This window comes from Sphingomonas sp. NIBR02145, from assembly GCF_027359115.1.
In the GTDB taxonomy this organism is placed as follows: domain Bacteria; phylum Pseudomonadota; class Alphaproteobacteria; order Sphingomonadales; family Sphingomonadaceae; genus Sphingomonas; species Sphingomonas kyeonggiensis_A.
In genome coordinates this window covers 32,300-57,859 of record NZ_CP114791.1, presented here as the reverse complement: position 1 = coordinate 57,859, position 25,560 = coordinate 32,300, and the positions used below count along the sequence as shown (strand labels likewise).

The window sequence follows — 25,560 nt, the reverse complement described above, 5'->3', positions numbered from 1 at the left end:
CGGCTTGGGAGTGCCCCTGTGAATGGGTCAGGCGGCTTCCGCGCGGCGCGGCGCCTCGTCGAGCTTGTACGCCTTGCGCACCAGCCCGTTGGTGAGTTCGTGCGCCAGTTCGGCGGCCTCCCAGTCGAGCAGCCGTCCTTCGGCGACCAGTCGCGCGAGGAAGGCGCAATCGACGCGGCGGGCGACATCATGCCGCGCCGGGATCGACAGGAAGGCGCGGGTATCGTCGTTGAAGCCGACGGTGTTGTAGAAGCCGGCGGTCTCGGTCACCTGCTCGCGGAAGCGGCGCATGCCCTCGGGCGAGTCATGGAACCACCAACTCGGGCCCAGCTTGAGGCACGGATAATGGCCGGCCAGCGGTGCCAGCTCGCGGGCATAGACAGTCTCGTCGAGCGTGAAGAGGATGATCGAGAGATCGGTCGAAGTGCCGAACCGGTCGAGCAGCGGCTTGAGCGCATGCACATAGTCGGTGCGCATCGGGATGTCCGCGCCCTTGTCGCGGCCATGGCTCTCGAACAGCCCGCCATTATGGTTGCGGAAAGAGCCCGGATGGATCTGCATCACCATCCCGTCCTCGGCGCTCATCGCCGCCATCTCGGTCAGCATCTGGGCGCGGAACAGCTCGGCATCCTGCGGGGTCCAGCTGTCGGACAGGATCGTGCGGAACAGCCGCTCGGCCTCGTCCTTGCTCAGGTTCGCGGTGGCCGCCGTCGGGTGGCCATGGTCGGTCGCGGTGGCGCCGGCGGCCCGGAAGTCCGCACGACGCTTACGATGCGCGGCGAGATAGCCGTCCCAGCTGTATACGTCCTCGCCGGTCTTCTCGGCGAAGATCCGCATCGCGCCGGCGAACTGCTCATGCTCGACATCGATCACCGCGTCCGGGCGATAGGTGGTGACCACTCGTCCGTTCCAGCCGCTGTCATGGATCGCATGGTGTGGCGACAGATCGTCCTGCGGCCCCTCGGTGGTGGCGAGGAAACCGATGTTGAAGCGATCGAACAGGGCGCGAGGCTTGAACGCGTCGGTCGCCAGCTTGGCGTTGATCGTGTCGTAATAGAGATCGGCGGTAGTGGCATCGAGCGCCACGTCGAAGCCGAACACCTCGCCGAACACATGGCTCAGCCACATCGACGACGGGGTGCCGCGGAACAGATAGGTGTGCTGGGCAAAGGTCCGCCATGCCTCGCGCGGGTCGGTGGCTGGCATGCCCGCCTTGCTCGGCACACACAGCGCATCGAGCGACACGCCCTGAGAATAGAGCATGCGGTAGATATAGTGATCCGGCGAGAGCAGCAGCTCGGTGGCGTTCGACCAGTTGGTGTTGGTCGAGAACCAGGTCGGATCGGTGTGCCCGTGCGGGCTGATGATCGGCAGCCCGGCCACTTCGGCATAGAGCGCACGCGCGATACTCCGCGAACGATCCTCCGCCGGGAACAGCCGGTCAGGGTCTAGCTTCAGGGGCCGGGCCATCTCTCAATCCTCTCTGTTACGCGACGTCCGCGCGCTCGAGGCGCGGCGAAAGCAGGTGGATCGAAAGCAGCGCCAGGAAATACGCCGCACCCGCGACGATGAAGAGCGGCGCGTAGCTGCCGATCACGTCGAGCACATAGCCCGCGTATTTCGAGAAGACCATGCCGCCTACGGCACCGACCGTGCCACCAATCCCAATGACCGAACCCACCGCGAAGCGCGGCACCGTGTCCGAAGGAATGGTGTAGAGCGTCGCCGAGAAGCTCTGGTGCGCAGCGGCGGCGACCCCAACGAAGAACACGCTGATCCAGAGATTGCCGTAGAAGGTGGTGAACACCACCGGCAGCACGAAGCAGGCCGAGATCAGCATGGTCAGCTTGCGCGCCTTGTTTACGCTCATGCCGGTGCTCATCAGCTTGCCCGAGAGCCAGCCGCCCGCGACCGAGCCGACGTCCGAGATCAGGTAGATCGCGCCCAGCGCAATCGCCGCCGTCGGCGAATCCCAGCTCGTCAGGTTCAGGCCATATTCCTTGCCCAGCCAGCTCGGCAGCCAGAACAGGTAGAACCACCAGATCGGGTCGATGAAGAACTTGCCGAGCGCGAAGGCCCAGGTCTCGCGCTTGACCAGCAGCTTGCCCCACAGGTTCTTCACCTCGACCACGGGGTCGGCGGGATCCTGGGTGATGTAGGCAAGCTCAGCCTCACCCACCTTGGGATGATCGGCCGGCTTGTCGCGGAAAATGGCAAGCCAGGCGATCAGCCAGATCACGCCGAAAATACCGGTGATTACGAAAGTCATGCGCCAGCCGACCGCCGGCACCATCGCCCAGATCAGCAGCGGGGTGAGGATCGCGCCGACGTTCGAGCCCGCGTTGAACAGGCCGACCGCGAAGGCGCGCTCCTTGGCCGGGAACCAGTCCGCGACGGTCTTCACGCCCGCCGGGAAGTTGCCCGATTCACCGATGCCCAGGCCGAAGCGTGCCAGGGTGAACTGCATCACCGAGTGCACGCCGCCATGCGCCACGTGCGCGATCGTCCAGATCACGACGGCGATGGCATAGCCGAAGCGCGCGCCGATCGCGTCGACGATCTTGCCGAAGGCGAGATAGCCGATCGCGTAAGCGGCCTGGAAGTAGAAGACGATGTTGGCGTAGTCGGTCTCGGACCAGCCGAGTTCCTTGGAGAGATCGGGCTTGAGCACCGCGATCATCTGCCGGTCGACATAGTTGATGGCGGTGGCGGCAAAGAGCAGCCCCACGATCACCCAGCGGTAGCGACCGACGCGCGAAACCGCGCCGGAGACTGCCGCCTCTCCCTTACTCGCCATCATTCTCTCCCTATTATTTTATGCCGCGCGACCGCCGAATCAGGCGTCGTGGATGCCGACAATACGGCACTTGACGCTGTAGTCCTGCGCGAACCGAGCATCGACCAGCTCACCGACCCGAACCGGATGCACGCCGGTGACGGCGCCGGTGGAGATCCACTGCCCCTGGGCAAGCGGCAACTGCCGGCTGGCGGCAAGCTCGAACAGGAAACGGACAGCACCGAAGGGACCGTCGAGCATCGTGCTCGCGGTCGCCTCGCCGGCCACTTCGTCCTCGATGACCAGCGAAACCGGCCAGTCGAGGAAATCCGCGTCGAGCGGGATCGCCGCGCCGATCACCAGGCCGTTATTGTTGCCGAAATCCGAGACGGTCACGGCCGGGCCGTGCGCGTTGATCCCCGGGAAGGGCGAGCTGGCCACTTCGATGCCGACATGGATCGCATCGACATATTCCGCGACCTCTTCATTGGTCCAGGCACGGTCGAAGCTCTCGGGCAGCGGGCCCAGGCGCAGCAGATATTCCGCCTCGCCGGCGGCAAAGCCCTGCTCGAACACCGGCATGTCGGGCACTTCGCCCTCGCCGGCGGTCACCACCGAATCGGCGAAGATCGGGCCAGCAAGGCGGTTCGCACCATAGGTGGCGTCGAGCGGCTCCGGAATCTTGCCAACCTTCCAGCCGACGACCTTGTCGCCGAACAGCTCGATCGCGCGCTCCTGGATGCCATAGGCTTCGTCGAGCGTACCGGGCAGATCGCCCGGATAGTCGTTCAGCGCATTGCCCGCCTGACGAGCTGAAACAAATGCCTGGGCGATGGCGTCAGCCGGTTCCCGTCCTTCGATCAACTTGATATTCCCCATTGTTCCGGTCGCGTGAGGGCCGCTCGCCACGCGCGGCTGGCACAAATGCAGCCGCCGCCCGACATCGCCGCTCCACCCGCTTCGCCTGCCCCGATCACCGCTCGCCTCCAACGGTTTCTCAGGATCCGGGAAAGACAGGCCGGAGCCGGTGCCGGACCATGTCGAGTAACTTGCGCGCGATCTCCTCTCCGAGTGGCCGCGCCCCGGCTTTGCTCGGGTCCGCGGAATGTCGCCTAATGCTACCGGTGTCACGCTGGCCCGTCAACGCACCTAAAGTCGGATCGTCGAAATAGGCCGGAAACGAGAAAGGGATTGCCACCGGTGTCAGCCGTCGCCATGCTTGACAACAAAGGCGGCCGAGACCGTCCTGCTATGGTTCAGAGAGGCATGTCATGATCCGCACGTCCACCAGCATCGCCCTGGCATGGGCTCTCGCGCTCTCCGCCGGCCCCGCCTTTGCCCAGACCGCGGACGACGGCCTGCTCTTCCGTGCCTCCGGCGACAAGAACGGCACCGCGGAGAAGGCGCGTGGCGACGCGGTCCCCAATTTCCAGACCAAGGTCACCAACGTGCCGGACGGCGCGATCGGCGGCGCGTTCCGCTGGGCCGATGACGGCTATATCGCCTGGAACGCGGCCGGGAATATCCAGGCGCAGCGCGGCACCCTCTCCTTCTTCTGGCGCAGCCGCGAGCCGGTAGGTGAAGCACCCTTCGTGATCTTCCGCGTCGGCTATGCGGATCATAGCAGCTGGGACATGGCGTTCCTGCGCATCGACTGGAACGGCCACGGCTTCGATGCCTTTGTGACCGACGCCAATCTCTCGCGCGTCCGCGTCTCGTTCAAGCTGCCCGAAAAGCCGGCACCTGACGCCTGGCAGCATATCGCCTTCGCCTGGGATGAGAGCGTCGGGGTCAGGCTCTTCGTCGATGGCAAGGAAGTCGCCCGCAAGGACCAGAAGGCCGATCTCGATACCGGGCTCGACCAGTTCGGCATGGCGGGCCGCGTGATGGCGCCGCATCAGGTGCAGAGCCGCTATAATTTCATGCGTGGCAGCGATCTCGACGAGATCCGCGTCTATGACCGCATGCTCGACACCGCCGGCATCGCCGCGCTCGCCGCCAAGGCTGAGCCCGCCCCCTCGCCCGCCATCGCCGATGCCGGCAAACGCGCCGCCTGGCTCCACCGCTTCGGCTGGGACGCAGCCTCGCCGCCGGTGCTTGCCGACAAGGTCACCAGCGTCCGCAAGGTCGAGTTCGCCGACGCGAAGGACCTGAAGGAGTGGATGTGGAAGGGCGTGGACGGCATCGCCGAGACCACCTGGCCCGGCGTCTACAACCGCTCGAAGCTCCCCGGCCGCGACGATTATTTCGAGCTGCCCGACTGGAACGTCTATGTCGAGGGCGGCAAGACCTACACGCTCACGGTCCCCAAGGACGAGAAATTCAATCGGCTCGAAATCCGCGGCGCCGCCTATGGCGCGCTCGATTATGCCGCCGACGGCAGCAGCTTTCGCAGCCTGGCCCGGCGTCCGCAGGGCTTAGTCCGCAGCGTCACCTCGCTTGGCGAGGCACAGGGCGGCACGCTGCGCTTCACCAATGTGATGCAGGAACAGCCGATCCAGGAAATCTGGGCCTATGACGTCGGCACCGGCAAGGAGCCGGAGGGCGCGTTCAAGCTCAACTACACGGTGGACGCGAAGGTCTCGGCCGATCTCGCCGCGCTCGCGCCGCTCAACAAGTTCATTCGCGGCCGCTATCCGGCTGACGAGCGCAACACCGTGCTCGCCTTGCCGCCCGGCGCCAGCTCGGCCGCCGCGGGTGCGGGCAGCGCCGCCTCGACCGGTGCCGCCGCGCATGTCGAGGGCGCGATGCCGATCGTCCATGTGCTGATCCCGTCGGGCTTCGGCGATGCCTTTGCCGGCCGGGCGCTGGCGCGCGCCTGGAACTATGGCTGGGAGAATAGCCGCGACGGGCTGGACGGCATCGCGCTCGACATCCCCGCGCTCAAGGCGACGCCCGGCAAGGACGGGCTGATCCCGCTCAACATCAAGGTGAAGGACCCGATCTGGCCGGGCCGCGACATGATCGACCTGTCGATCTCGGTCCGCCCCGGCGAAGCGCGCACGCTCTGGCTCGACCTGCGCGACCGTATCCTCACCAATGACAGCCTCTATCTCTCCGTCGCCTCCGCCGCGCCGGACTTCGGTCCGGCACCGCTCGACGGCATGAACATCCGCCTGGTGTTCAAGGACCGCAAGGAAGCGCTGCGCGAGCACGTCGCCGACCGCTTCAACCAGGTGAAGGACAATTGGGGCTTCCTGGTCGAGGAGCACACCGCCTCGAAGCGCGCCGCCATGTATGCCCGCGTCTTCGCCGACGTGCGGGACCTGCTCCGGGTCGACCCCGACAATGTCGAGGGGCGGCGCTACTGGGCGGATATCAGCTACGGCCCGCAGAACCTGCCCGACTTCAAGCAGCCCGAAGCGCCGGCCGGCGTGCCGCTCTGGGCCTTCCGCCAGCTTGAGGATCTGAAGATCACCCGCCAGTTCGTGAACTGGTGGATCGACAACCGCCAGGTGCCCTATGGCGATTTCGGCGGCGGCATCTCGGACGACACCGATCTGCTCCAGCAATGGCCGGGGCTGGCGCTGATGGGCGTCGATCCGGACAAGATCAACACGTCGCTGCGCGCCCTGTCCGAGGCGGTCTACAAGAACGGCATGATGGTGAACGGCCTCGGCTATATCACCACCGACGAGCTCCATGCCTATGAGGAAGGGATGAACTCGGACGCCGAGCGCCTCTATCTGAACTGGGGCGAGCCGCGTGCGGTCGAACGGCTGATGGCGACGGTGAAGGCGTTGAAGGGCGTGATCCTGCCCAATGCCGCCGGCCACATGCACTTCGCCAGCAACTGGTATGGCGCGCGCAAGATGTACCGCGAGGGGCCGTTCGAGTGGCAGAAGCCCTATAGCTGGGTCGTCCTCCACGCCCCCACGCTGGTCGGTCTCTACAACGGCAATCCCGATGCCCAGGGCCTGATCACCGGCGTCACCGACGGGCTGCTGGCGCATGGCAAGCAGGATGCCAAGGGCAACTGGTCCTGGCCGAACGAGATCAACTGGCGCACCGATGCCGAGCGCGCCGGCGATGGCGGCGGGGCCTCCACCCCGATCCAGGCGGCCTGGTCGGCCTGGCGCTTTACCGGCGACGCGAAATATCTGAGCCCGATCCTCGCCCGCGTCGGCAAGAGCGGCCCCGCCTCGGTGCAGGACATCAACGAGAACGTCATCAAGCTGCTCGGCGGCGACAAGGACTGGTCGAAGACGCTCACCGACAAGGCGAAGAAAGGCGGCGCTTTCGAGCAATGGGCCGCCTGGGACGCGACCGGCGATACCAAATATCTGGAATCGCTGCATGCCGCGGCGATCGAGGACAAGTCGCAGCGCCAGTACATGTACACCGAGGGCCATTGGTGGTCCGACCGCGTAGACCAGCCCAACGAGATCCTCCAGCGCGAGCGGCTCGGCGGCATTGCGCTTCGCCGCAACCAGACCTGGCCGGGCAACGCGGTCAGCTGGCGCTTCGACGATCCCGAGGGCGCGCTGAAGACCGCGATCCTCGTTCCCGGCGCCACGCCGACGCATTTCAAGGTGATCGCCTATAACACCGGCGACACCCCTCAGAGCGCCGACATGTCGACCTGGAACGTGGCCGCCGGCGAATGGGAAATGGTGACGAACGGCGCAACCACTGCGCTCCATCTCGAGCGCAGCGCCTCGACGCGGGTCACCTTCGCGCCGCACGCCACCACCGAGATCGAGTTCACACTCAAGACGCCGGGCGAGGACGTCGCCACGCGGCCGGATCTCGGCATCGGCAGCGATGACGTGGTGGTGAAGGGTGGCAAGCTCGCCGTCACGGTCCATAGCCTGGGCGCGAAGGGAGCGGCCGGCGGTACGCTGACGGTCGAGGATGCATCGGGCAAGGCACTGGCTACCGCCGCCATTCCCGCCCTCGCCGCCCCGCTCGACCTTACCCCGAAGACTGCAACGATCCGCCTGAGCCTGCCCAGGGGCGCCGCGCGTGTGCGTGTAGCGCTGCCGGGCAATGCGGCGGAAGTGACGCAGCTGAACAATGTGGTGACGCTGACCAACTGAACCGGAGGATCGCGATGCAACGCCGCCAGTTCCTCGCCGCCGCCGGAGTCGCCGCGCTCCCTCGTCTTGCCCTGGCCGCGCCGGGACAGGACGAAGCTTTGCGCGCGGCACTGGACGGGCTGGCGAGGCTCGACACGCCCGAGGCGAAGCTGGCGCAGCTGAAAGGCTTCGCGCCGGCGTCGCTTTCTCCCTCCGCCCGGATCGACCTGGAAACGGTCCGCGCGGGACTCGTGGTGGATGCGCAGCTCCTGCGTCGCTTCCCGATCGGCCGGCTCGGCCGCTCGCCCTATACGATTGCGCCCAATGCCGGCGCCTGGCGCGACACCGTGCCGGATGCTCGCAAGGTCAACGCGGAGAGCGAGGCAATACGGACCGACGCCGCCCGCGGCGCAATCCTCCCTCTCCCGCTGCTCGAAAAGACCCGCGCCGGAATCGCCGCAGCAGCGGAAAAGGCATCCGGCCCCCAAGCCGAGGCCTTGCGCCGCCAGGCGGCCCTGCTCGCGGAGCTCGCCCCCAAGGCACCCGCCGAGCCCGGCACCGGCCGCTTCCCCCACGGCACCGACTATTTCGCGCTGCTGCTGGAACGCCATTACGGCGCGCGCATCGCGCCTGCCGAGGCGCACCGCATCCTGCTCGCCAAGGCGCAGGAGCTTACCGCGCGCACCGACACCGTCCTCAAGCGCCTGGGCTATACAAAAGGCAGCGTCGACGCCCGGATCAGCGCCGCGTTCACGGATAACCGCTTTCTCTACAGCGACGATGATGCCGGTCGCGATCGGCTAGTTGCCGATATGAACGCCACCCTCGCCCACGTTCCTGCCCGCCTGTCCGCCCTGTTCGGCCCGCTGCCGCCCGAGTGCCTGAACGTCGCCACCGTGCGGATGACGCGCGCCGAGGAAGCCGAGGGCAAGCAGGGTTATCGCACCGTGCCCACCCCGACCTCACCCGGCGCCTATTATCCGGACCTCAAGCGCATCCGCGACCGCCCGTCCTGGACCCTGCCCGCCGTGGTCCATCATGAACTGCTGCCCGGGCACATGATCCAGATGCCGATCGAGGCAGCCGCCAATCCGCACCCGCTGCGACTCGAATATGCGCCGGCCTTTGCCGAAGGCTGGGCGATCTACACCGAGCAGCTGATGGCAACCGACGGCGCCTTTGCGGGCGATGACCGTGCGCTTCTGGGGCATTTGCACTGGCTGCTCTTCCGCATCGGCCGCGGATTGGTTGACACCGGTGTCCATATCGGACAAGAGACACTGGCACAGACGAGCAGCAAGCTCGCGAAACTGCAGGGAGAGGCGGCCTATTTCGCGCCAATGGCGCAGGATATCGAGCGAATCTGCATAGACCCCGCCATGCGCGCCGCTGAGGCGCTCACCTGGTTGGGCTTGGCTCGCATTGGCGCCACCGAGCGCCGCAAAGGCACAGAATCGCTCAGGAAATTTCACCGCAGGCTGCTCGCCAACGGGCGCAAGCGCTTCGCGATGATTGCCTGAGGCAGGCGAGAGCCCGCCCGGGATCGAACAGAGAGCCGGTGTGAACCGGCCGATAGCCAGGCGCCGCCCGCGGCCGGCCTGGAAACACTGAACATGGGAGAATTGGGATGCGTAAAGGGTTTTTGAAGCGGAATATCTGGTCGGCCGGCGCCTCGCTGGCTGTGATTGCCGGTGCGAGCATCGCGACTCCGGCGCTGGCGCAGGACGCGGCCCAGACGCCGCCTGCCGACAGCAGCCAGGGAGCCACCGTGCAGGAGCAGGACCAGGGCACCGATGGCGCCATCGTTGTCACCGGTTTCCGCCAGTCGCTCCAGAAGGCGCTGAACCTCAAGAAGGAGTCGGTTTCCTCGGTCGACGCGATCGTCGCAGAAGACATCGCCAAGTTCCCGGACCAGAATCTCGCGGAATCGCTGCAGCGTATCCCGGGCATCTCGATCCAGCGTGACGCCGGCGAAGGCCGTGCGATCACCGTGCGCGGCCTCGGCGCGCAGTTCACCCGCGTCCGCCTCAACGGCCTGGAGACCGTTGCCACCTCAACCGACGGTGCCTCGGCCAACCGCGACCGCGCCTTCGATTTCAACGTGTTCGCTTCGGAACTGTTCAACTCGCTCGTCGTCCACAAGACGGCAGAGGCTTCACTCGACGAAGGCTCGCTCGGCGCAGTCGTCGACCTGAACACCGGCAACCCGCTGGGCGGCAAGGAAGGCTTCACCTTCGTCGGCTCGGCCCAGGCCAGCTATAACGACCTCTCCAAGAACTGGGGCCCGCGCTTCGCCGGCCTGCTTTCGTGGAAGTCGCCGAGCGGCGCGTTCGGTGCGTCGCTGTCGGCAGCCTATTCTAAGACCGACAATGTCGAGCTCGGCAACAACTCGGTGCGCTGGGCCCAGGCGACCTTCGACCAGGTCAGCGGCACCAATTGCTGGACCACCGCCAATTCGGGCGGCACCTATGTCCCGAGCGCAGTCTGCTCGCAGGCCGCCCTCTCCTTCCACCCGCGCATTCCGCGCTACGGCATCGTCGGGCATGACCGCGAGCGCCTGGGCATCACCGGCAGCGTCCAGTGGGCGCCGAGCGACGCGACCAAGATCTCGATCGACGGCCTCTATTCGCGCTTCAAGGAAACCCGTGAGGAGAAGTGGCTCGAGGTGCTGCTGCGTTCGAACGAGCGCTCGATCAACGTCGTGAACCCGGTCTACGACAGCAACAACAACATGATCTCGGCCACCCTCAACGACGCGTGGGTGCGCACCGAGCATTATCTCCGCAAGTCGGACACCGAATTCTACCAGATCGGCGGCACGTGGGATCAGGAGCTGGGCGACAGCTTCCGCTTCACCCTGCTCGGCGGCATCTCCAAGTCGAATGCCGACATCCCTGTCGAGACGACGCTCATCCTCGATGACCGTGACGCGCAGAACTACAAGTACGACTATTCCAATATGCGTCAGCCAGTGCTGACCTTCGGCACCAGCGTGACCGATCCGGCAAACTTCCAGCTCGCCGAGATCCGCGATCGCCCGTCGAACGTCACCAACAAGTTCCGCACCGCGCAGCTGCGCACCGAATGGGACGTGGCCGAGGGCTTCCAGATCAAGTCGGGCGCGATGTATCGCCGCTTCGACTATCAGGTGAAGGCCTATCAGCGTGACACCGCCGTGTGCGGCAATGGCGGCCTCGATCTGGTGCTCAAGACGATCACCTGCTCGACCACCTCGACCTTCGGCCCGACGGCCGTCTACGGCTTCCAGGCCACCCCGCAGCTGACCGAGCTGGTCAACCTCGGCAATGCCGGCCAGCCGGCGGGCACCACCACCAGCTGGGTGGTCGCCAATATCGACGCGGCCGCGGCCTATACCGGCCTCTACAACCGTCCGCTGGCGCTCGACGTGGGCAACAACCGCAACGTCACCGAAGAGGTGAAGGGCGGCTATCTCCAGTTCGACGCCAAGGGCGATCTGTTCGGCCTGCGCTATGCGCTCAACGCCGGCATCCGCTATGCCTCGACCGACCAGAGCTCGACCGGCATCAACGGCACCCTGCCCGTCACCGTGAAGCGGACCTATGACGACTGGCTGCCTTCGGTGAACGTCGCGCTGTTCCCGGCCGAGAACGTCGTCCTGCGCGCCGCCGCCGCCGAAGTGATGACGCGCCCGACGCTGGGCAGCCTGACGCCGGGCGGCTCGGCCGACGGCTTCAACTACCGCGTGTCGTTCGGCAATCCGAACCTCGATCCGTATCGCGCCACGGCCTATGATCTCGCGGCGGAGTGGTATTTCGCGCCGCAGTCGATCTTCTCGGTCGCGGTGTTCAAGAAGAATGTGAAGAGCTTCCCGGTCAGCGCCACGCTCACCGGCCAGACCTTCCTGTCGACCGGCCTGCCCGCCACCGTGCTCGCCGCCTCGTCGCCGGCCTTCCTGAACCCGGCCCAGCTCGCCCAGCCGATCTGGACGGTGGTGACCACGGTCAACGGCACCGGCGCATCGCTCAAGGGCGTCGAGATCGCGGTGCAGGCGCCGTTCCGCTTCCTGCCGGGCTTCCTGAAGAACTTCGGCGGCATCGCGAACGCGACCTTCATCGACTCGAGTGCGACCTACAGCCAGTCGGCACCCGCCACCGCGGTGAACGCCAACGGCTCGCTGACGCTGCCGAACCGGGCCTTCAACTCGACGCTCTACGGCGTGTCGAAGAAGGCGTTCAACGCGACGCTCTACTATGAAGACAAGAAGTTCAGCGCACGCGCCTCGGTCAGCTATCGCGGGCCCTATGTCGATGCCGGCTCGGGCACGGGCAATGTGTTCGAAGGCTATAACGCGATCACCAATGTCGACGCATCGGTCCGCTACAAGCTCACCGATTGGATCGAGCTGTCGGTGGAAGGCACCAACCTGACCGACGCCTATCGCGACCGCTACACCGACACCGCCGCGAACCGGAACTACGAGTTCAATCATTTCGGCCGCACCCTCCTGGTCGGTGCGCGCCTGAAGCTCTGATCGCCTCCGCGATCCACTATGGGGCCGTCGCGTCACCCGACGCGGCGGCCCTTTCTTTGTGAGCCGGCGGCAAAACAAAAAGACCGCGGTGCCGATGGCGCCGCGGTCTTTTTGTTTGTTGGTGCCCCTGGCCGGACTCGAACCAGCATGCCTTGCGGCAACCGATTTTGAGTCGGTCGCGTCTACCAATTTCGCCACAGGGGCAGCGAAGCCCGGGTGGCTAGACGATGGAAAGCCCCGGGGCAAGCACTTGCGCGATCCGCGCGAACGCGGATCGCGGCGTGTGCGTCTGTCTTAGAAGTTCAGGCCGAAAAACTCTTCGAGCTTCTCGCCGACATAGTCGAAATGCTCGGCCCCCAGCGCCGGGAACAGGCCGATCCAGAAGGTGTTGTTCATCACCTGGTCGGTGCGGGTCAGGTCGCCGACCACGCGATAGTTCACATGCTCGAAATAGGGCTGGCGGGTCAGGTTGCCGGCGAAGAGCAGGCGGGTACCGATCTTGTTCTGGTCGAGATAGCGGGTCACGTCGACGCGCTTGGCATCCACTCCATCCCGGATAGTGATGGGGTAGCCGAACCAGGAGGGATTCGAATTGGGGGTGGCTTCCGGCAGAATGAACACTTCCTCGAGGCTTTTCAGCCGTTCGGTGAGCAATTCGAAGTTCCGCCGCCGCGCTTCGACGAAACCCTGTGCCCTTTCGAGCTGGGCCAGGCCGCACGCCGCCTGCATGTCGGTGATCTTCAGGTTATAGCCAAGGTGCGAGTAGACATATTTGTGGTCGTAGCCGAACGGCAGCGTGCCGTGCTGCTGGCCGAAGCGCGAGCCGCAGGTATTGTCGCAACCCGGCGCGCAATAGCAGTCGCGGCCCCAGTCGCGGATCGACTCGATGATCGGCTTCAGCTCCATCGAGCTGGTGAACACCGCGCCGCCCTCGCCCATCGTGATGTGGTGCGCCGGATAGAAGCTCACCGTGGCGACATCGCCCCAGGTGCCGACCAGCTTGTCCGCATAGGTGGCGCCGAGCGCATCGCAGCAATCCTCGACCAGCCACAGGTCGTACTTGTCGCAGATCCGCCGGACCTCGGCGAGGTTGAACGGGTTGCCGAGCGTGTGGGCGATCATGATCGCGCCGGTCTTCTCGGTGATCGCCGCCTCGATCAGGCTGGCGTCGATATTGTAGGTCGGCACGTCGACATCGACGAACACCGGCACCAGCCCGTGCTGGATCGACGGGTTCACCGTGGTCGGGAAGCCCGCCGCGACGGTGATGACCTCGTCCCCCGGCTTCAGGCGGCGATCGCCCAGCTTGTGGCTGGTCAGGCACGACAGCGCGAGCAGGTTGGCCGAGGAGCCCGAGGTGGTGGTGAGCACGAACGGCGCACCGACCAGCTTGGCCAGGCCCGCCTCGAACTCGGTGTTGAAGCGGCCGGTGGTCAGCCAGCCGTCCAGCGCGGCTTCGACCATCAACTCGATTTCGGGGGCGCCGATCACCTTGCCGGCGGGCGGGATCACGCTCTCGCCCGGCACGAACGGCTTCGGCGCGAACTGCGCCTCGGCATAGCGGCCCACCAGGGTGCGGATTTCCTTGCGAAGATCGTCAGCAGTCATGAAACGGATTATCCTTGGTCGTGTGCGGTGCCGGCCGCGACGAAGCGGGCCAGCTCGGAAAGGCAATAGGCGTGCATGTCGTCGCCGGCGGTCCAGGCGCGCTGCCAGTCGACGATGCTCTCAAGCGCCCGGGCGAGATTCCAGCGCGGCTCCCAGCGGAGACCGGCGCGCGCCTTGGAGATGTCGAGCTTGAGGAAATTGGCCTCGTGCGGCTGGACGCTCGGGTCCCGCACCCACGACGCGCCCTCGCCCCACAGCGCGCACATCTTCTCGACGATCCACTGGACCGGCCGCGCATCCTCGTCGCGCGGGCCGAAGTTCCAGCCCTCGGCAGCGGCCGCGGGATCGTTCCACAGCGCCTGGCAGAGCACGAGATAGCCCGAGAGCGGCTCGAGCACATGCTGCCACGGCCGGGTCGCCAGCGGATTGCGGATCAGCACCGGCTCGCCGGCGCTCACCGCGCGCAGGATATCGGGCACCAGACGATCGGCAGCCCAGTCGCCGCCGCCGATCACATTGCCGGCGCGGCCCGATCCGATCGCGGCCTTGCCTTCGCCGGTGAAGAACGAACGACGATAGGCCGAAGTGACCAGCTCCGCGCAGCCCTTGGAATTGCTGTACGGATCATGGCCGCCCATCGCTTCGTCCTCGCGATAGCCCCACACCCATTCGCGGTTCTCATAGCATTTGTCGGTAGTGACCACGCAGACCGCGCGCACCCCCGCTGCCTTGCGCACCGCCTCGAGCAGATGGACGGTGCCCATCACATTGGTGGCATAGGTGCCGACCGGATCGTCATAGGACGCCCGGACCAGCGGCTGCGCGGCCATGTGGATCACGATCTCGGGATCCGCGGCGACCAGCGCCGAGGTCAGCGCTTCCGCATCGCGAATGTCGCCGATGATCGAGTTCATGCCCGTCGCGACATCCGCGACCTGGAACAGCGCCGGATCGGTCGGCGGCGCGAGCGCGAAGCCGGTCAGCTCCGCGCCCATCTGCTGCAGCCACAGCGACAGCCAGCTGCCCTTGAACCCGGTATGCCCGGTCAGGAAGACACGCTTGCCCGCCCAGAATCCAGGATCGACGCCGGCTTTCACCAGATGCACCAGGGCGCCTTGCCGCTTTCCCACAGGCTCTGGAGCATCTGCTTCTCGCGCAGCGTGTCCATCGGCTGCCAGAAGCCGTGATGCTCATAGGCCATCAGCTCGCCGTCCGACGCCAGGTTGCGCAGCGGCTCCTGCTCCCACAGCGTCGCGTCGCCCTCGATATAGTCGAGCACCTTGGGCGAGAGCACGAAGAAGCCGCCATTGATCATGCCGCCATCGCCCTGCGGCTTTTCGAGGAACTGCTCGACCTGGCCGTTCTCGATCTGCAGCGCGCCGAATCGGCCCGGCGGATAGGTGGCGGTGAGCGTCGCGGCCTTGCCGTGTGCGCGGTGGAATTCGAGCGTCTTCGCGATGTCGATGTCGCCCACGCCGTCGCCATAGGTGAAGAAGAAGAACTCCTCGTCCTTCACCAGGTCGCCGACGCGCTTCAGGCGGCCGCCGGTCTGCGACTCGTCGCCGGTATCGACCAGCGTGACCTTCCACGGCTCGGCGCGCTTCTCGTGCACGATCATCTTGTTCTCGACCATGTCGAACGTCACGTCCGACATGTGGAGGAAGTAGTTCGCGAAATATTCCTTGATGATGTAGCCCTTGTAGCCACAGCAGATGATGAATTCCGTCACGCCGTGCGCGGCGTAGATCTTCATGATGTGCCACAGGATCGGGCGACCGCCGATCTCGATCATCGGCTTCGGACGCAGGCTGGTCTCTTCAGCGAAACGCGTGCCGAGCCCCCCAGCCAGAATGACTGCCTTCATCGGTTCTTACCCTCAATTCGAGCTTACGAAAGCATCTGAAAAGAAGCGCTTGGCCGGCAGGCCGAGCGCAAGCAGCGCGGTGCGGGCCGACGCGATCATCGCGTTGGATCCGCACGCATAGACAACAGTATCTTCCGGATCGATCCCGTCCCGGACAGCTGCATCCTGAACATAGCCGCGCGCCCCTCCCCAGGCGGCTTCCCTATCCGAAAGCAGATGATGCACTGCGATGTCCAGCCCCAAGGCAACCGGATCCCAGCAGAAGCTCTCCGCCTCCCGGTTGCCCCAGAACACGCGGAGACGGTGCCGGGCGGCACGTTCCGCATCCGCGGCGAATTCCTCAAGCAGCGCCTTCACCGGCGCGATGCCGGTGCCGGTGGCGAGGAAGACGATGTCGCGCGGCCCTTCGTCGCGCAGGAAGAAGGTGCCGAACGGCCCCTCGATCCGGATCAGGTCGTTGGGCTTGGCACGCTCGAACCAATATTCGCTCAGCCGCCCGCCGGGGTAGCGCTTGATGATGAGCTCGAGCAGGCCGTCCGCGCGCGGCGCGTTGGCCAGCGAATAGCTGCGCCGCACGCCTTCGGCGAGCACATCGACATATTGGCCGGGCAGGAAGCGCATCGGCGAGGCAGGCGGCGTGCGCAGGACCACCTTCACGATATCCGGCGCGAGGCGCTCGATCGAGGCGACGCGGCTCGGCATCGTCTTGATCTCCAGCCCCTGGAGCCGGTCGAGCGGCTCGATGTCGAGCGCGACGTCGTCGGTTGCCGCGCGGCAGCAGGTCAGGATCAGGCCGGCGGCCGCTTCCTCGGCCGTCAGCCCCTCGGCTTCGGACTTGAGGATCGCGGTCTCGCCCGAGAGCAAGGGCGCCTTGCAGATGCCGCAGCGCCCGGTCCGGCAACTATATTCGAGCGTCACGCCCTGGGCGCGGGCTGCGTCCAGGATCGTGACCGCGGGATCGGCGGAAAAGGTGCGCCCGGTGTTGAGCGTGACGTTAGGCATAGACGGCGCGCTGATAGTTGTTTCTCGTTTCTAGTCCAACATCCAAAAACTTAGCTGCAACGGATTCGGGCTGAATGTTGACGGAAAAACCATTGACACCGCTTCGGTTGTGCCTGCAAAATTCGCACGCACTCGGAATATTCGGCCATTTCGGGGTAAAAAATGGTAGCCGATCGAGGGAGAAATCGTTGAGATAGAGGCGCTTGTTGCAGAGCGCGTCATCCGCCTGCCGTCCTTTCTGCGCCTTGCGCCAACCGCTTCCCAGAGCCATTGGCGTTGCAGTTACGGACTTTGCAACCTGGATCCGTCTCGGACGACAGGCGCTATCCTGACTTAAAAGTTTCATACCTTTGAAGCAGCCGAAGGAATGGCCAGCTTCGATTATTTGAGTTTGGTGCGGGGAGATTTGCACGTGAATGAGTACGAAAAGCGGATGCTTGCGCTCTTGGAGGAGGGCAAGGCCAAGCATCAGATCGTTGCCATCAAGGCCGAATTCGAGGCCGAAGGCACGCGCGTCGACGAGCTGCTGCGCCTCCTGGAGATCACCCGTCGTGCGGGCCTCAAGGTCGCGATCAAGATCGGCGGCTGCGAAGCGATCCGCGATCTGATCGAGTGCCGGCTCTACGGTGTGGACTACATCATCGCACCGATGGTCGAGACCCCCTATGCGCTTTCCAAGTTCATCGCGGCGAAGGACAAGTTCTATCCGCGCGACGAGCAGGACGATGTGAGCTTCCTGTTCAATCTCGAAACCCACAGCACGTTCGAGAAGCTGGACGAGATGGCCGAGATCGCCCGCAAGGGCCGCGTCGGCATGGTCTTCGGCCGCGTCGATTTCGCCGGCTCGATGGGCCACACGCGCGATTTCGTGAACAGCGACGACATGCGCGCCTTCGTCGTGAAGAGCGGCCAGGTCGCTCGCGAGAACGGCCTTGAGCTCGTCGTCGGCGGTGGCGTCAGCCCGGATTCGATCCCGCTGCTCAGCGCCGTGCGCGAACAGCGCCTGGACCGTTTCGAGACCCGCAAGGTCATCTTCGACGGTGGCGTGCTCGCCAACCCGGCCTCCGCGACCGCGGGCATGGAGCTGGCGATCCAGTTCGAGCTGCTCTGGCTCAAGAACAAGCGCGACTATTACAAGACCATCGCCGCCGAGGACGAAGTCCGCATCGCGATGATGGAAAAGCGCCAGAAGGGCGCCATCAAGGCCGCTGCCTAACCGTCATGACCAAAATGCGCGTTGCCGATTTGATCGCCCGCCTGCTCGTCGAGCACGGCGTAACCGACATGTTCATGCTCACCGGCGGGGGTGCGATGCACCTCAACGATGCGTTCGGACGTGCCGAAGGCCTGCACAAGGTCTTCGTCCACCACGAACAGGCCGCCTCGATCGCGGCGGAGAGCTATTGCCGCCTGTCTAACCGTCCGGCGGCGGTGAACGTGACCACCGGCCCCGGTGGCGTCAACGCGCTCAACGGCGTCTACGGCGCCTATGTCGATTCGATCGCCATGGTCGTCGTGTCGGGTCAGGTGAAGCGCGAGACCTGCGCGTTCAACTACCCCCTGCCCCTGCGCCAGCTCGGCGACCAGGAAGTGGACATCGTCGAGATGGTCCGCGGCATCACCAAATATGCCGTGGTGCTCGACGATCCGCTCCAGGCGCGCAAGGTGGTCGAGAAGGCGCTCTATCTCTGCACCCGCGGCCGCCCCGGCCCGGTGTGGATCGACGTGCCGATCGACGTGCAGGCCGCGCCGGTCGATTTCGACGCGCTCGAGCGCTTCGATCCGGCCGAGCTCGATCATGAGGGCGAAGCCGCCAATACCAGCGCCGAACTCGGCGCGCTGACCGGCGATGCGCTGGACAGCGAAGTCGCGGCGCTGATGGCGGAACTGCATGCCGCCGAGCGACCGGTCGTCCTGGCCGGCGCCGGCGTGCGCCTCTCGGGCCAGCATGCCGAGTTCCTCCGTTTCGTCGAGCGCCTCGGCGTGCCCGTCGTCACCGGCTGGAACGCGCATGACGCGATCCCGAACAGCCATCCGCTCTATGTCGGGCGCCCGGGCACGGTCGGCGATCGCGGCGGCAATTTCGCGGTGCAGACCGCGGATTATGTGCTGGTGCTCGGATCGCGCCTGAACATCCGCCAGATCAGCTACAACTGGAAGAGCTTCGCGCGGAATGCCCGCGTCGCGATGGTCGATATCGACAAGGCGGAGCTCTCCAAGCCCACTTTGTCGCTGCACCGCCCGGTCCATGCCGACCTGGCCGATTTCTTCGCCGCGGCGGAGACGGTCGCGGCGCCGGCCGACGACGCGGTCGCCGCGCGCAGGGCGTTCCTCGACCGCAGCCGCGCGCTCGCCGCCCGCTATCCGGTGGTGCTGCCCGAGTATCGCGACACCGAATCGCCGATCAATCCCTATGTCTTCGCCGAAGCGCTGTTCGACGAGCTCGAGGAAGGCGACATCATCGTCTCGGGCGACGGCACTGCCTGCGTCACCATCTTCCAGGCCGCGAACCTCAAGCCCGGCCAGCGGCTGTTCACCAATTCCGGCTGCGCCTCGATGGGCTATGACCTGCCCGCCGCGATCGGCGCCTATTATGCCGGGGGCGGTCGCCGCATCATCTGCCTGGCGGGCGACGGCAGCATCATGATGAACCTGCAGGAGCTGCAGACCATCGTCGGCCAGAAGCTGCCGGTGAAGATCTTCGTGCTCAACAATGACGGCTATCACTCGATCCGCCAGTCGCAGCAGAACCACTTCCCCGACAACATCGTCGGTTGCGGTCCGGACAGCGGCCTGAGCTTCCCCGATTTCGCGCGGCTGGCCCAGGGCTTCGGATTCCCGGCGGCGCGGGTGGACAGCCATGGCGGGCTGCCCGAGACGATCCGCGCGACGCTGGCCGGCGACGGTCCGCAGCTGTGCGAAGTGATGATCGACAAGCGCCAGGAATTCGCGCCCAAGCTCAGCTCGCGCCGGCTCGAGGACGGCACGATGGTCTCGCCGACGCTGGAAGACCTCTCGCCCTTCCTCCCGCGCGAGGAGCTGGCGGAGGCGATGGCGGCGAGCGAAGTGGCGGCGTGATCCGCCACGTCATCTTCGATCTCGACGGAACCCTGGTCGATAGCTGCGCGACCTGTGTCGAGATCCTGTCGGGCATGCTGGCGGAACGCGGGGATGCCGCGGCGATCGATCCGGTCGCCGCGCGCAGCTATATGAGCCGCGGCGGGCTGGATATGGTCCGCGGGCTGCTGGGCGATGCCTGTGTCGACGGCGAGGCGGATCTCGCCGACTTCCGCGCGCGCTATCATGCGCACGAAACGTCGGTGGAAACGCTGTTCCCCGGCGTGGCCGAGGGGCTGGCGCGGCTGCGCGCGGCCGGGCTGACGCTGTCGATCTGCTCGAACAAGCCGCAGGGCCTGTGCGAGAAGGTCCTCGCCGATACCGGGCTGGCCGAGCATTTCGCGTTCGTGGTGGGCGGGCAGCCGGGCATGCGCCCGAAGCCTGCGCCCGACCTGCTCGATGCCCTGCTCGCCCGCATCGACGGCGACGCGACGGCCTGCGCCTTCGTCGGCGACAGCGAACTCGACCACCGGATCGCGGCGGATGCGGCGATCCCCTTCCATTTCCTGACGCATGGCTATGCCGAGCCCGGCTGGGAAGCACGGGATTGCGCGAGCCACGACGCCTTCACGCCCCTGATCGACGCGCTTCTGGCGCGAGCGGCAGCGCATGCTTGAGCCGGCCATAGCGCATGCGCTGGCCGATACCGATCGCCCCATCGTCATCACGGGGGCGAGCGGATGGCTGGGACTGGCCACGCTCGACCTGCTGGAACGCGCATTGGGAGAGGCCTTTGCCGATCGGGTACAGTGCTTCGGATCGGCCCCGCGCGATCTCGACCTGGGCGACGGGCGCGTCGTGCGCCAGCATGCCCTGGCCGACCTCGCGGCGGTGGCGCGGCCGGGTGCCTGGGTGCTCCATTTCGCGTTCCTGACCAAGGACCGCGCCGAGGCGATGGACGATGCCGCCTATCGCGCCGCCAACCAGCAGATCAGCGATACGGTGCTGGCCGGGCTCGACGCTGTCGATGCCGCCGCGGTGTTCGTCGCGTCGTCAGGCGCTGCCTACAAGGCCGAGGATCCCGCCGCCTCGCCCGCGATGCGCCTCTACGGCGCGATGAAGCGCGAGGACGAGGATCGCTTCGCCGACTGGGCCACCGCCCGGGGCAAGCGGGCGGTGATCGGCCGGATCTTCAACATCACCGGCCCCTTCATCAACAAGCACCAGGCCTATGCGATGGCCAGCTTCATCCTCGACGCGCTCGCGATGCGCCCGATCGAGGTCCGGGCGCCGCGCGAGGTGATCCGGGGCTATGTGGCGATCCGCGAGCTGGTCTCCCTGATCTTCGCGCTGCTGGGCGATGCCCCTTCGGGCGTGACGCGCTTCGACACCGGCGGCGAGGCACTCGAACTGGGTGCCGTCGCCGCGGTCGTCGCCGAAGCGCTGCGGGGGCCTGGCGTCAACCGCGCCCCGGTTACCGATCCGGTGGCGGACCGGTATGCGGGCGACGGCGAAGCCTATGCCGCACTGCTCGCCCGGCACGGCATCACGCCCGTCCCGCTCGGGCAGCAGGTGCTTGAAACCGCCGACTATCTGCAGGCTGCCGGACACCATGTTCGGCGGTGACTTGACGACCCTCAACAACTATACGGCGGCGCAATTCTCGCCCTCCGCCGAACCCAAAGGCAATCGGATCCCAGTATGACCCATTTCCCGACCGGCACGCAGCGCCAGTTCGCACCCTCCCAACGGATCCGCACCGCCCTGACCGCGACTTCGGCGGCGCTGGCGCTGTTTGCCTATTCGGCACCGGCCTGGGCGCAGACGATCGATCAGAACACGCCCTCGGGTTCGCCGCTGAGCCCCGGGACGAACACGACCCAGGGGCAGAGCTCGTCGAGCCAGAGCCAGAACCAGAACACCACTTCGACGCCGACGCCCTCGACGGTGTACGAGCCGATCTCCGTGGATCGCTCGGGCAACAGCCGCGACACCGTCGGCACCACGCAGAACAGCGGCGTCCGCACGAATGACGGGCTGCTGGACACCGAGGCGATGCGCCTTCGCCAGCCCGTGAAGCCCGGCGAGTTCGAAAGCTGGGCGCGCGACGTCACCGGCCGCAACCTCAAGCGCTTCGGCAGCGACCTGCTGCTTCCCGGCTCGCGCGACTTCGCGACGCCGGCAACCTCGACCATCCCGCCCGATTATGCGCTCAACGTGGGCGACACCGTCTCGATCGCGCTGACCGGCTCGATGGAAGGCAGCGTCGATGCCGAGATCGATCGCGACGGCAAGATCTTCCTGCCCAACGTCGGCAGCGTCAGCCTGGTCGGCGTGCGCTACCGCGACCTGCGCGATCGCATCGCGGCGGCGATCGGGCGCAAGTATCGCGGCTATGACGTCTCGGTCTCGCTCACCAAGCTGCGCGGCGTCCGCGTCTACGTCACCGGCTTCGCCGCGCATCCGGGCGCCTATTCGGTTAACAGCCTGTCGACGCTGGTGAACGCCATACTCCAGGCCGGCGGCCCGGCCGCGGGCGGCAGCTTCCGTTCGGCCAAGCTCTATCGCAACGGCCAGGAAGTGGCCGATTTCGACCTCTACCAGCTCCTGCGCGACGGCGACCGCTCGCACGATCCGCTGCTGCAGAACGAGGACGTGATCTTCATTCCCGCCGTCGGCCGTCAGGTCGCGGTGATCGGCAGCGTCAACGAAGAGGCGATCTACGAAGTGCGACAGGGCGAGAGCCTTGCCGACACGCTGCGCATCGCCGGCGGGCCGACCAACCTGGCCGATGACTCGCGCCTCATCCTCTATCGCCTGTCCGATCAGGATTCGGTGGGCAGCCGCCAGATCGAGCGCACCGCGGCATCGAACTTCGCCACCGAAGCCGGCGACATCATCCAGATCCTGCCGCAGGGCAGCCTTGCCCGTCCGCTCGAGCGCCAGCAGGCGATCGTCCGGATCGAAGGCGAAGTGAACAAGCCGGGCAACTATTATGTGGCGCCGAATACGCCGCTGGCCGAGGTCGTCGCGATGGCCGGCGGCCTGACCCCGCGCGCCTATGTCTATGGCACCCGCTTCTCGCGCGAGACCGTGCGCGCCCAGCAGCGCCGTGGTTTCCTGGATGCCGTGGACCAGATGGAGATGGCCCTCGCCGCCGCGCCGCTGACCGGCAACGGTCTGGGCGACCAGACGCAGCGCCAGGCCCAGGTCGCCTCGGCCAAGGCCTTCCTCGACCAGCTGCGCAAGAAGGAGCCGGACGGCCGCCTGGTGCTCGACGTGACGCCGGTCGATGCCGCGCTCCCGAACAATCTCCTCGTCGAGAACAACGATCGCATCGTGATCCCGCCGCGCGTGGAGACGGTCGGCGTGTTCGGCGCGGTGTACCGCCCGGCCTCGTTCATCGTCGGTAACGGCAAGGCCATCCGCGTCCGCGACTATGTCGAGCAGGCCGGCGGCGTCATCCGCGGCGCCGATCGCGGCAACATCTTCGTGGTGCGCGCCAATGGCTCGGTGCTGACCCGCAAGCGTGGCGCGATGAGCGCGCAGGTGCTGCCGGGCGACACCATCTTCGTGCCGATCCGCACCGAGAACTACTCGCTGCTCGCCAAGATCCGCGATATCTCGCAAGTCGTCGCGCAGTTCGGCATTGCGGCCCTCGCGATCGCGGCGATCAACTGATGACGCCCTATCGCTCCCTCACCGGCACGCTCACCCGGCTTCCGGTGCTCCGCAATCCATGGCTGCGGCGCGGCCTGTTCGTGGTGCTGCTCGCCATCTGCGCGGCGCTCACCCTGTTCCCGCAGAAATATCGCGCCGCCGTCAGCCTGACGCCGACCGATCCGGGCACCCTCGGCCTCAGCGGCACGCTGGGCCAGCTCGGCGCCGTGAACAGCGTGTTCGGCAACCAGGCCGCGATCGAAGTGAGCCAGAAGGTCGCGAACAGCGAATATGTCCGCACGATCGTCGCCAAGCAGACCAACCTCGAGCAGCACCTCAAGCTCACGCCGATCGAAGTGCATCGCTGGCTCGATCGCCATATCGACATCACGGTACTGCGCGGCGGCATCATGCAGATCGAGCTCAAGCAGCGCGATGCCGAGTTCGCCCGCCGGGTCGTCTCGGCTTATGGCGAAGCGGTCCGCAGCCAGCTCGCGCTGATCGCCCGCCGTCAGACCGAGCAGAAGCGCGCGATCCTGCAGCAGCTGTTCGAGCGAGCGGGCGAGCGCCTGTCCAAGGCGCGCACCGCCTATGACACCTTCCGCCTTTCGACGCGCTACAGCAGCCCGCAGGCCGCCTTCTATGCGGCAGGCGACCGGATTCCGGCGCTCGAGGCCGATATCCGTGCGAAGGAAGTCGATCTCAACGCGATGCGGCAGTTCGCGACGGACGACAATATCCGCGTCCGCCAGATGATCGCGGCGATCGACGCGCTGCGCCAGCAGCTGGCAGTGGCGAAGTCCACCTCGCCGCAGCAGGACAGCTCGGTCGGCCAGGTCGTCCGACAGACGACGGAAGCAGAGCGTCTCTCCCGCGAGCTCGACATCGCCCAGGGCCTGTACGAGAACTACAAGCGCTTCCTGCAGGGCACGTCCGTCGAGGACCTGACCTCGGGCGTCACGATCCGTATCCTCGAGCCGGCCTATATCGACAGCGAGCGCCAGCTTAACTTCGGGCCTCTGGCGCTGGGCGTGCTGATCCTGCTGCTTGCGCTCGCGCTCGAATTCTATCCGCTGCGCCCGCCGCTTTCCGAGACCAGGCTCGCCGAGAAAGAGGCATGATCGACACGAGGCAGCCCGATCTATCGGTCGTCATTCCCTGCTACAACGAGGCGGAGAATGCCGAGGCGATCTGCGCGGCGGTGATCGCCCAGCTGGAGCCGCTGGAGCTCCTCTTCGAGGTGATCTTCATCGACAATGACTCGACCGATCGCACGGTCGAGATCGTCAAGTCGATCTGCGCGCGCGATCCGCGGGTCCGCCTGATCGTCAACACGCGCAACTTCGGCCAGATGCGTTCGCCGACCTATGGCATCTACCAGGCACGCGGCCGTGCCGTCGTGGGCATGTGCGCGGATTTCCAGGACCCGCCCGAGCTGCTCCCGCGCTTCGTGGAGCGCTGGCGCGCCGGTGTCGACATCATCCTCGGCATCCGCGCGGGCGAGGAGCGCAACAGCCCGATGCTGCGCGCTACCCGTGGCCTGTCCTATTGGCTCGCGCGCAATTTCGGCGACTATCCGATCCTGCCCGGCGCCACCGGCTTCGGCCTGTACGATGCCCGCGTGGTCCGCTCGATCCGCCAGCTGGCGGAGCCGGAGCCCTTCTTCCGCGGCATGCTGGTCGAGACCGGCTACCGGCTCGAGACCATCGCCTATCCGCGCCCGCCGCGTGCCGGCGGCCGCTCGAAGAACAACTTCTTCGCCCTGCTCGATTTCGCGATGTCGGCGCTTGCCGGTTCGTCGAAGCGGCTGCTGCGCATTCCGATCTATATCGGCGCGTTCGGCGCGCTGATGACGCTGGTGATGCTGCTCGGCGGCACCCTCGCCTTCTTCCTCGATCGCCCGATCGCGGGCTGGTTCATCGCCGCCGTCGTGCAGGCGCAGCTGGCCATGCTGTTCGGGTTCCTGGGATTGCTGGGCGACAATGTCCGGATCATCTCGGAGCGCACGCGCGGCACCCCGCTCGTGCTCGAGCGCGAACGCATCAACTTCCCGCCGGAATGA

General features: G+C 66.3%; 18 protein-coding genes and 1 tRNA gene. 10 read left to right on the top strand and 9 right to left on the bottom strand.

All coding sequences use genetic code 11. The features are described from left to right. Positions 1-27 precede the first annotated feature (27 nt). Genes uxaC through O3305_RS00245 form a run of 3 tightly spaced genes read right to left on the bottom strand, consistent with a single transcriptional unit; the run spans position 28 to position 3,637 of the window. Positions 28-1,470, bottom strand: coding sequence for a glucuronate isomerase (uxaC, locus tag O3305_RS00255; protein WP_269574651.1), 1,443 nt, complete (start codon positions 1,468-1,470; stop codon positions 28-30). 16 nt (positions 1,471-1,486) lie between these two features. Next, complete coding sequence (locus O3305_RS00250) at positions 1,487-2,797, bottom strand: MFS transporter (RefSeq protein WP_269574650.1); 1,311 nt, start codon at positions 2,795-2,797, stop codon at positions 1,487-1,489. Between the two features lie 39 nt (positions 2,798-2,836). Continuing rightward, on the bottom strand, positions 2,837-3,637 hold the full coding sequence (locus O3305_RS00245) for a 2-keto-4-pentenoate hydratase (RefSeq protein ID WP_502958211.1): 801 nt from the start codon (positions 3,635-3,637) through the stop codon (positions 2,837-2,839). Between the two features lie 410 nt (positions 3,638-4,047). On the opposite strand from O3305_RS00245, the gene O3305_RS00240 reads away from it, so the two are divergent. The 3 genes from O3305_RS00240 to O3305_RS00230 all read left to right on the top strand — a co-directional run bounded on the left by O3305_RS00240 (position 4,048) and on the right by O3305_RS00230 (position 12,307). Beyond that, positions 4,048-7,815: a LamG-like jellyroll fold domain-containing protein gene (locus O3305_RS00240; protein ID WP_269574648.1), complete on the top strand. Its 3,768-nt coding sequence runs from the start codon at positions 4,048-4,050 to the stop codon at positions 7,813-7,815. Between the two features lie 14 nt (positions 7,816-7,829). Then, positions 7,830-9,314, top strand: coding sequence for a DUF885 family protein (locus O3305_RS00235; RefSeq protein WP_269574647.1), 1,485 nt, complete (start codon positions 7,830-7,832; stop codon positions 9,312-9,314). 107 nt (positions 9,315-9,421) lie between these two features. After that, positions 9,422-12,307 (top strand): TonB-dependent receptor, encoded by a 2,886-nt coding sequence (locus O3305_RS00230; RefSeq protein WP_269574646.1) that lies wholly within the window; start codon positions 9,422-9,424, stop codon positions 12,305-12,307. 119 nt (positions 12,308-12,426) lie between these two features. Here O3305_RS00230 and O3305_RS00225 read toward each other — a convergent pair. The 6 genes from O3305_RS00225 to O3305_RS00200 form a co-directional block, all read right to left on the bottom strand. Continuing rightward, a tRNA-Leu gene (locus O3305_RS00225) sits at positions 12,427-12,511 on the bottom strand. 90 nt (positions 12,512-12,601) lie between these two features. Then, complete coding sequence (gene rfbH, locus O3305_RS00220) at positions 12,602-13,915, bottom strand: lipopolysaccharide biosynthesis protein RfbH (protein WP_184168049.1); 1,314 nt, start codon at positions 13,913-13,915, stop codon at positions 12,602-12,604. Between the two features lie 8 nt (positions 13,916-13,923). Next, positions 13,924-15,021, bottom strand: coding sequence for a CDP-glucose 4,6-dehydratase (rfbG, locus tag O3305_RS00215; RefSeq protein ID WP_269574645.1), 1,098 nt, complete (start codon positions 15,019-15,021; stop codon positions 13,924-13,926). Continuing rightward, a complete protein-coding gene (rfbF, locus tag O3305_RS00210; RefSeq protein WP_184168051.1) occupies positions 15,009-15,779 on the bottom strand; it encodes a glucose-1-phosphate cytidylyltransferase in 771 nt (256 codons plus the stop codon). Before rfbF ends, rfbG begins: the two co-directional genes overlap by 13 nt. Before the next feature lie 12 nt (positions 15,780-15,791). After that, positions 15,792-16,781, bottom strand: coding sequence for an FAD-binding oxidoreductase (locus O3305_RS00205; protein WP_269574644.1), 990 nt, complete (start codon positions 16,779-16,781; stop codon positions 15,792-15,794). Next, entirely contained in the window at positions 16,774-17,052 is a 279-nt protein-coding gene (locus tag O3305_RS00200) for a hypothetical protein (protein WP_269574643.1), read from the bottom strand. The genes O3305_RS00205 and O3305_RS00200 overlap by 8 nt, the downstream gene beginning before the upstream one ends. A gap of 141 nt (positions 17,053-17,193) precedes the next feature. Here O3305_RS00200 and O3305_RS00195 point away from each other — a divergent pair, with 141 nt between their 5' ends. The 7 genes from O3305_RS00195 to O3305_RS00165 all read left to right on the top strand — a co-directional run bounded on the left by O3305_RS00195 (position 17,194) and on the right by O3305_RS00165 (position 25,560). Next, positions 17,194-17,997, top strand: coding sequence for an aldolase/citrate lyase family protein (locus O3305_RS00195; protein ID WP_269574642.1), 804 nt, complete (start codon positions 17,194-17,196; stop codon positions 17,995-17,997). A 5-nt stretch (positions 17,998-18,002) separates the two neighbouring features. Beyond that, entirely contained in the window at positions 18,003-19,859 is a 1,857-nt protein-coding gene (locus O3305_RS00190) for a thiamine pyrophosphate-binding protein (protein WP_269574641.1), read from the top strand. Then, the gene (locus tag O3305_RS00185) at positions 19,856-20,515 is read left to right on the top strand and encodes an HAD family hydrolase (protein WP_269574640.1); all 660 of its coding nucleotides are present in this window, start codon (positions 19,856-19,858) and stop codon (positions 20,513-20,515) included. The genes O3305_RS00190 and O3305_RS00185 overlap by 4 nt, the downstream gene beginning before the upstream one ends. Next, positions 20,508-21,464 carry an NAD-dependent epimerase/dehydratase family protein gene (locus tag O3305_RS00180; protein WP_269574639.1) on the top strand — a complete coding sequence of 319 codons (957 nt, stop codon included), beginning with the start codon at positions 20,508-20,510 and terminating at the stop codon, positions 21,462-21,464. Before O3305_RS00185 ends, O3305_RS00180 begins: the two co-directional genes overlap by 8 nt. Positions 21,465-21,539: 75 nt before the next feature. Then, complete coding sequence (locus tag O3305_RS00175; protein ID WP_269574638.1) at positions 21,540-23,519, top strand: SLBB domain-containing protein; 1,980 nt, start codon at positions 21,540-21,542, stop codon at positions 23,517-23,519. Further along, positions 23,519-24,619 (top strand): GumC domain-containing protein, encoded by a 1,101-nt coding sequence (locus tag O3305_RS00170; protein WP_269574637.1) that lies wholly within the window; start codon positions 23,519-23,521, stop codon positions 24,617-24,619. Before O3305_RS00175 ends, O3305_RS00170 begins: the two co-directional genes overlap by 1 nt. Beyond that, positions 24,616-25,560 (top strand): glycosyltransferase family 2 protein, encoded by a 945-nt coding sequence (locus O3305_RS00165; protein ID WP_269574636.1) that lies wholly within the window; start codon positions 24,616-24,618, stop codon positions 25,558-25,560. The genes O3305_RS00170 and O3305_RS00165 overlap by 4 nt, the downstream gene beginning before the upstream one ends.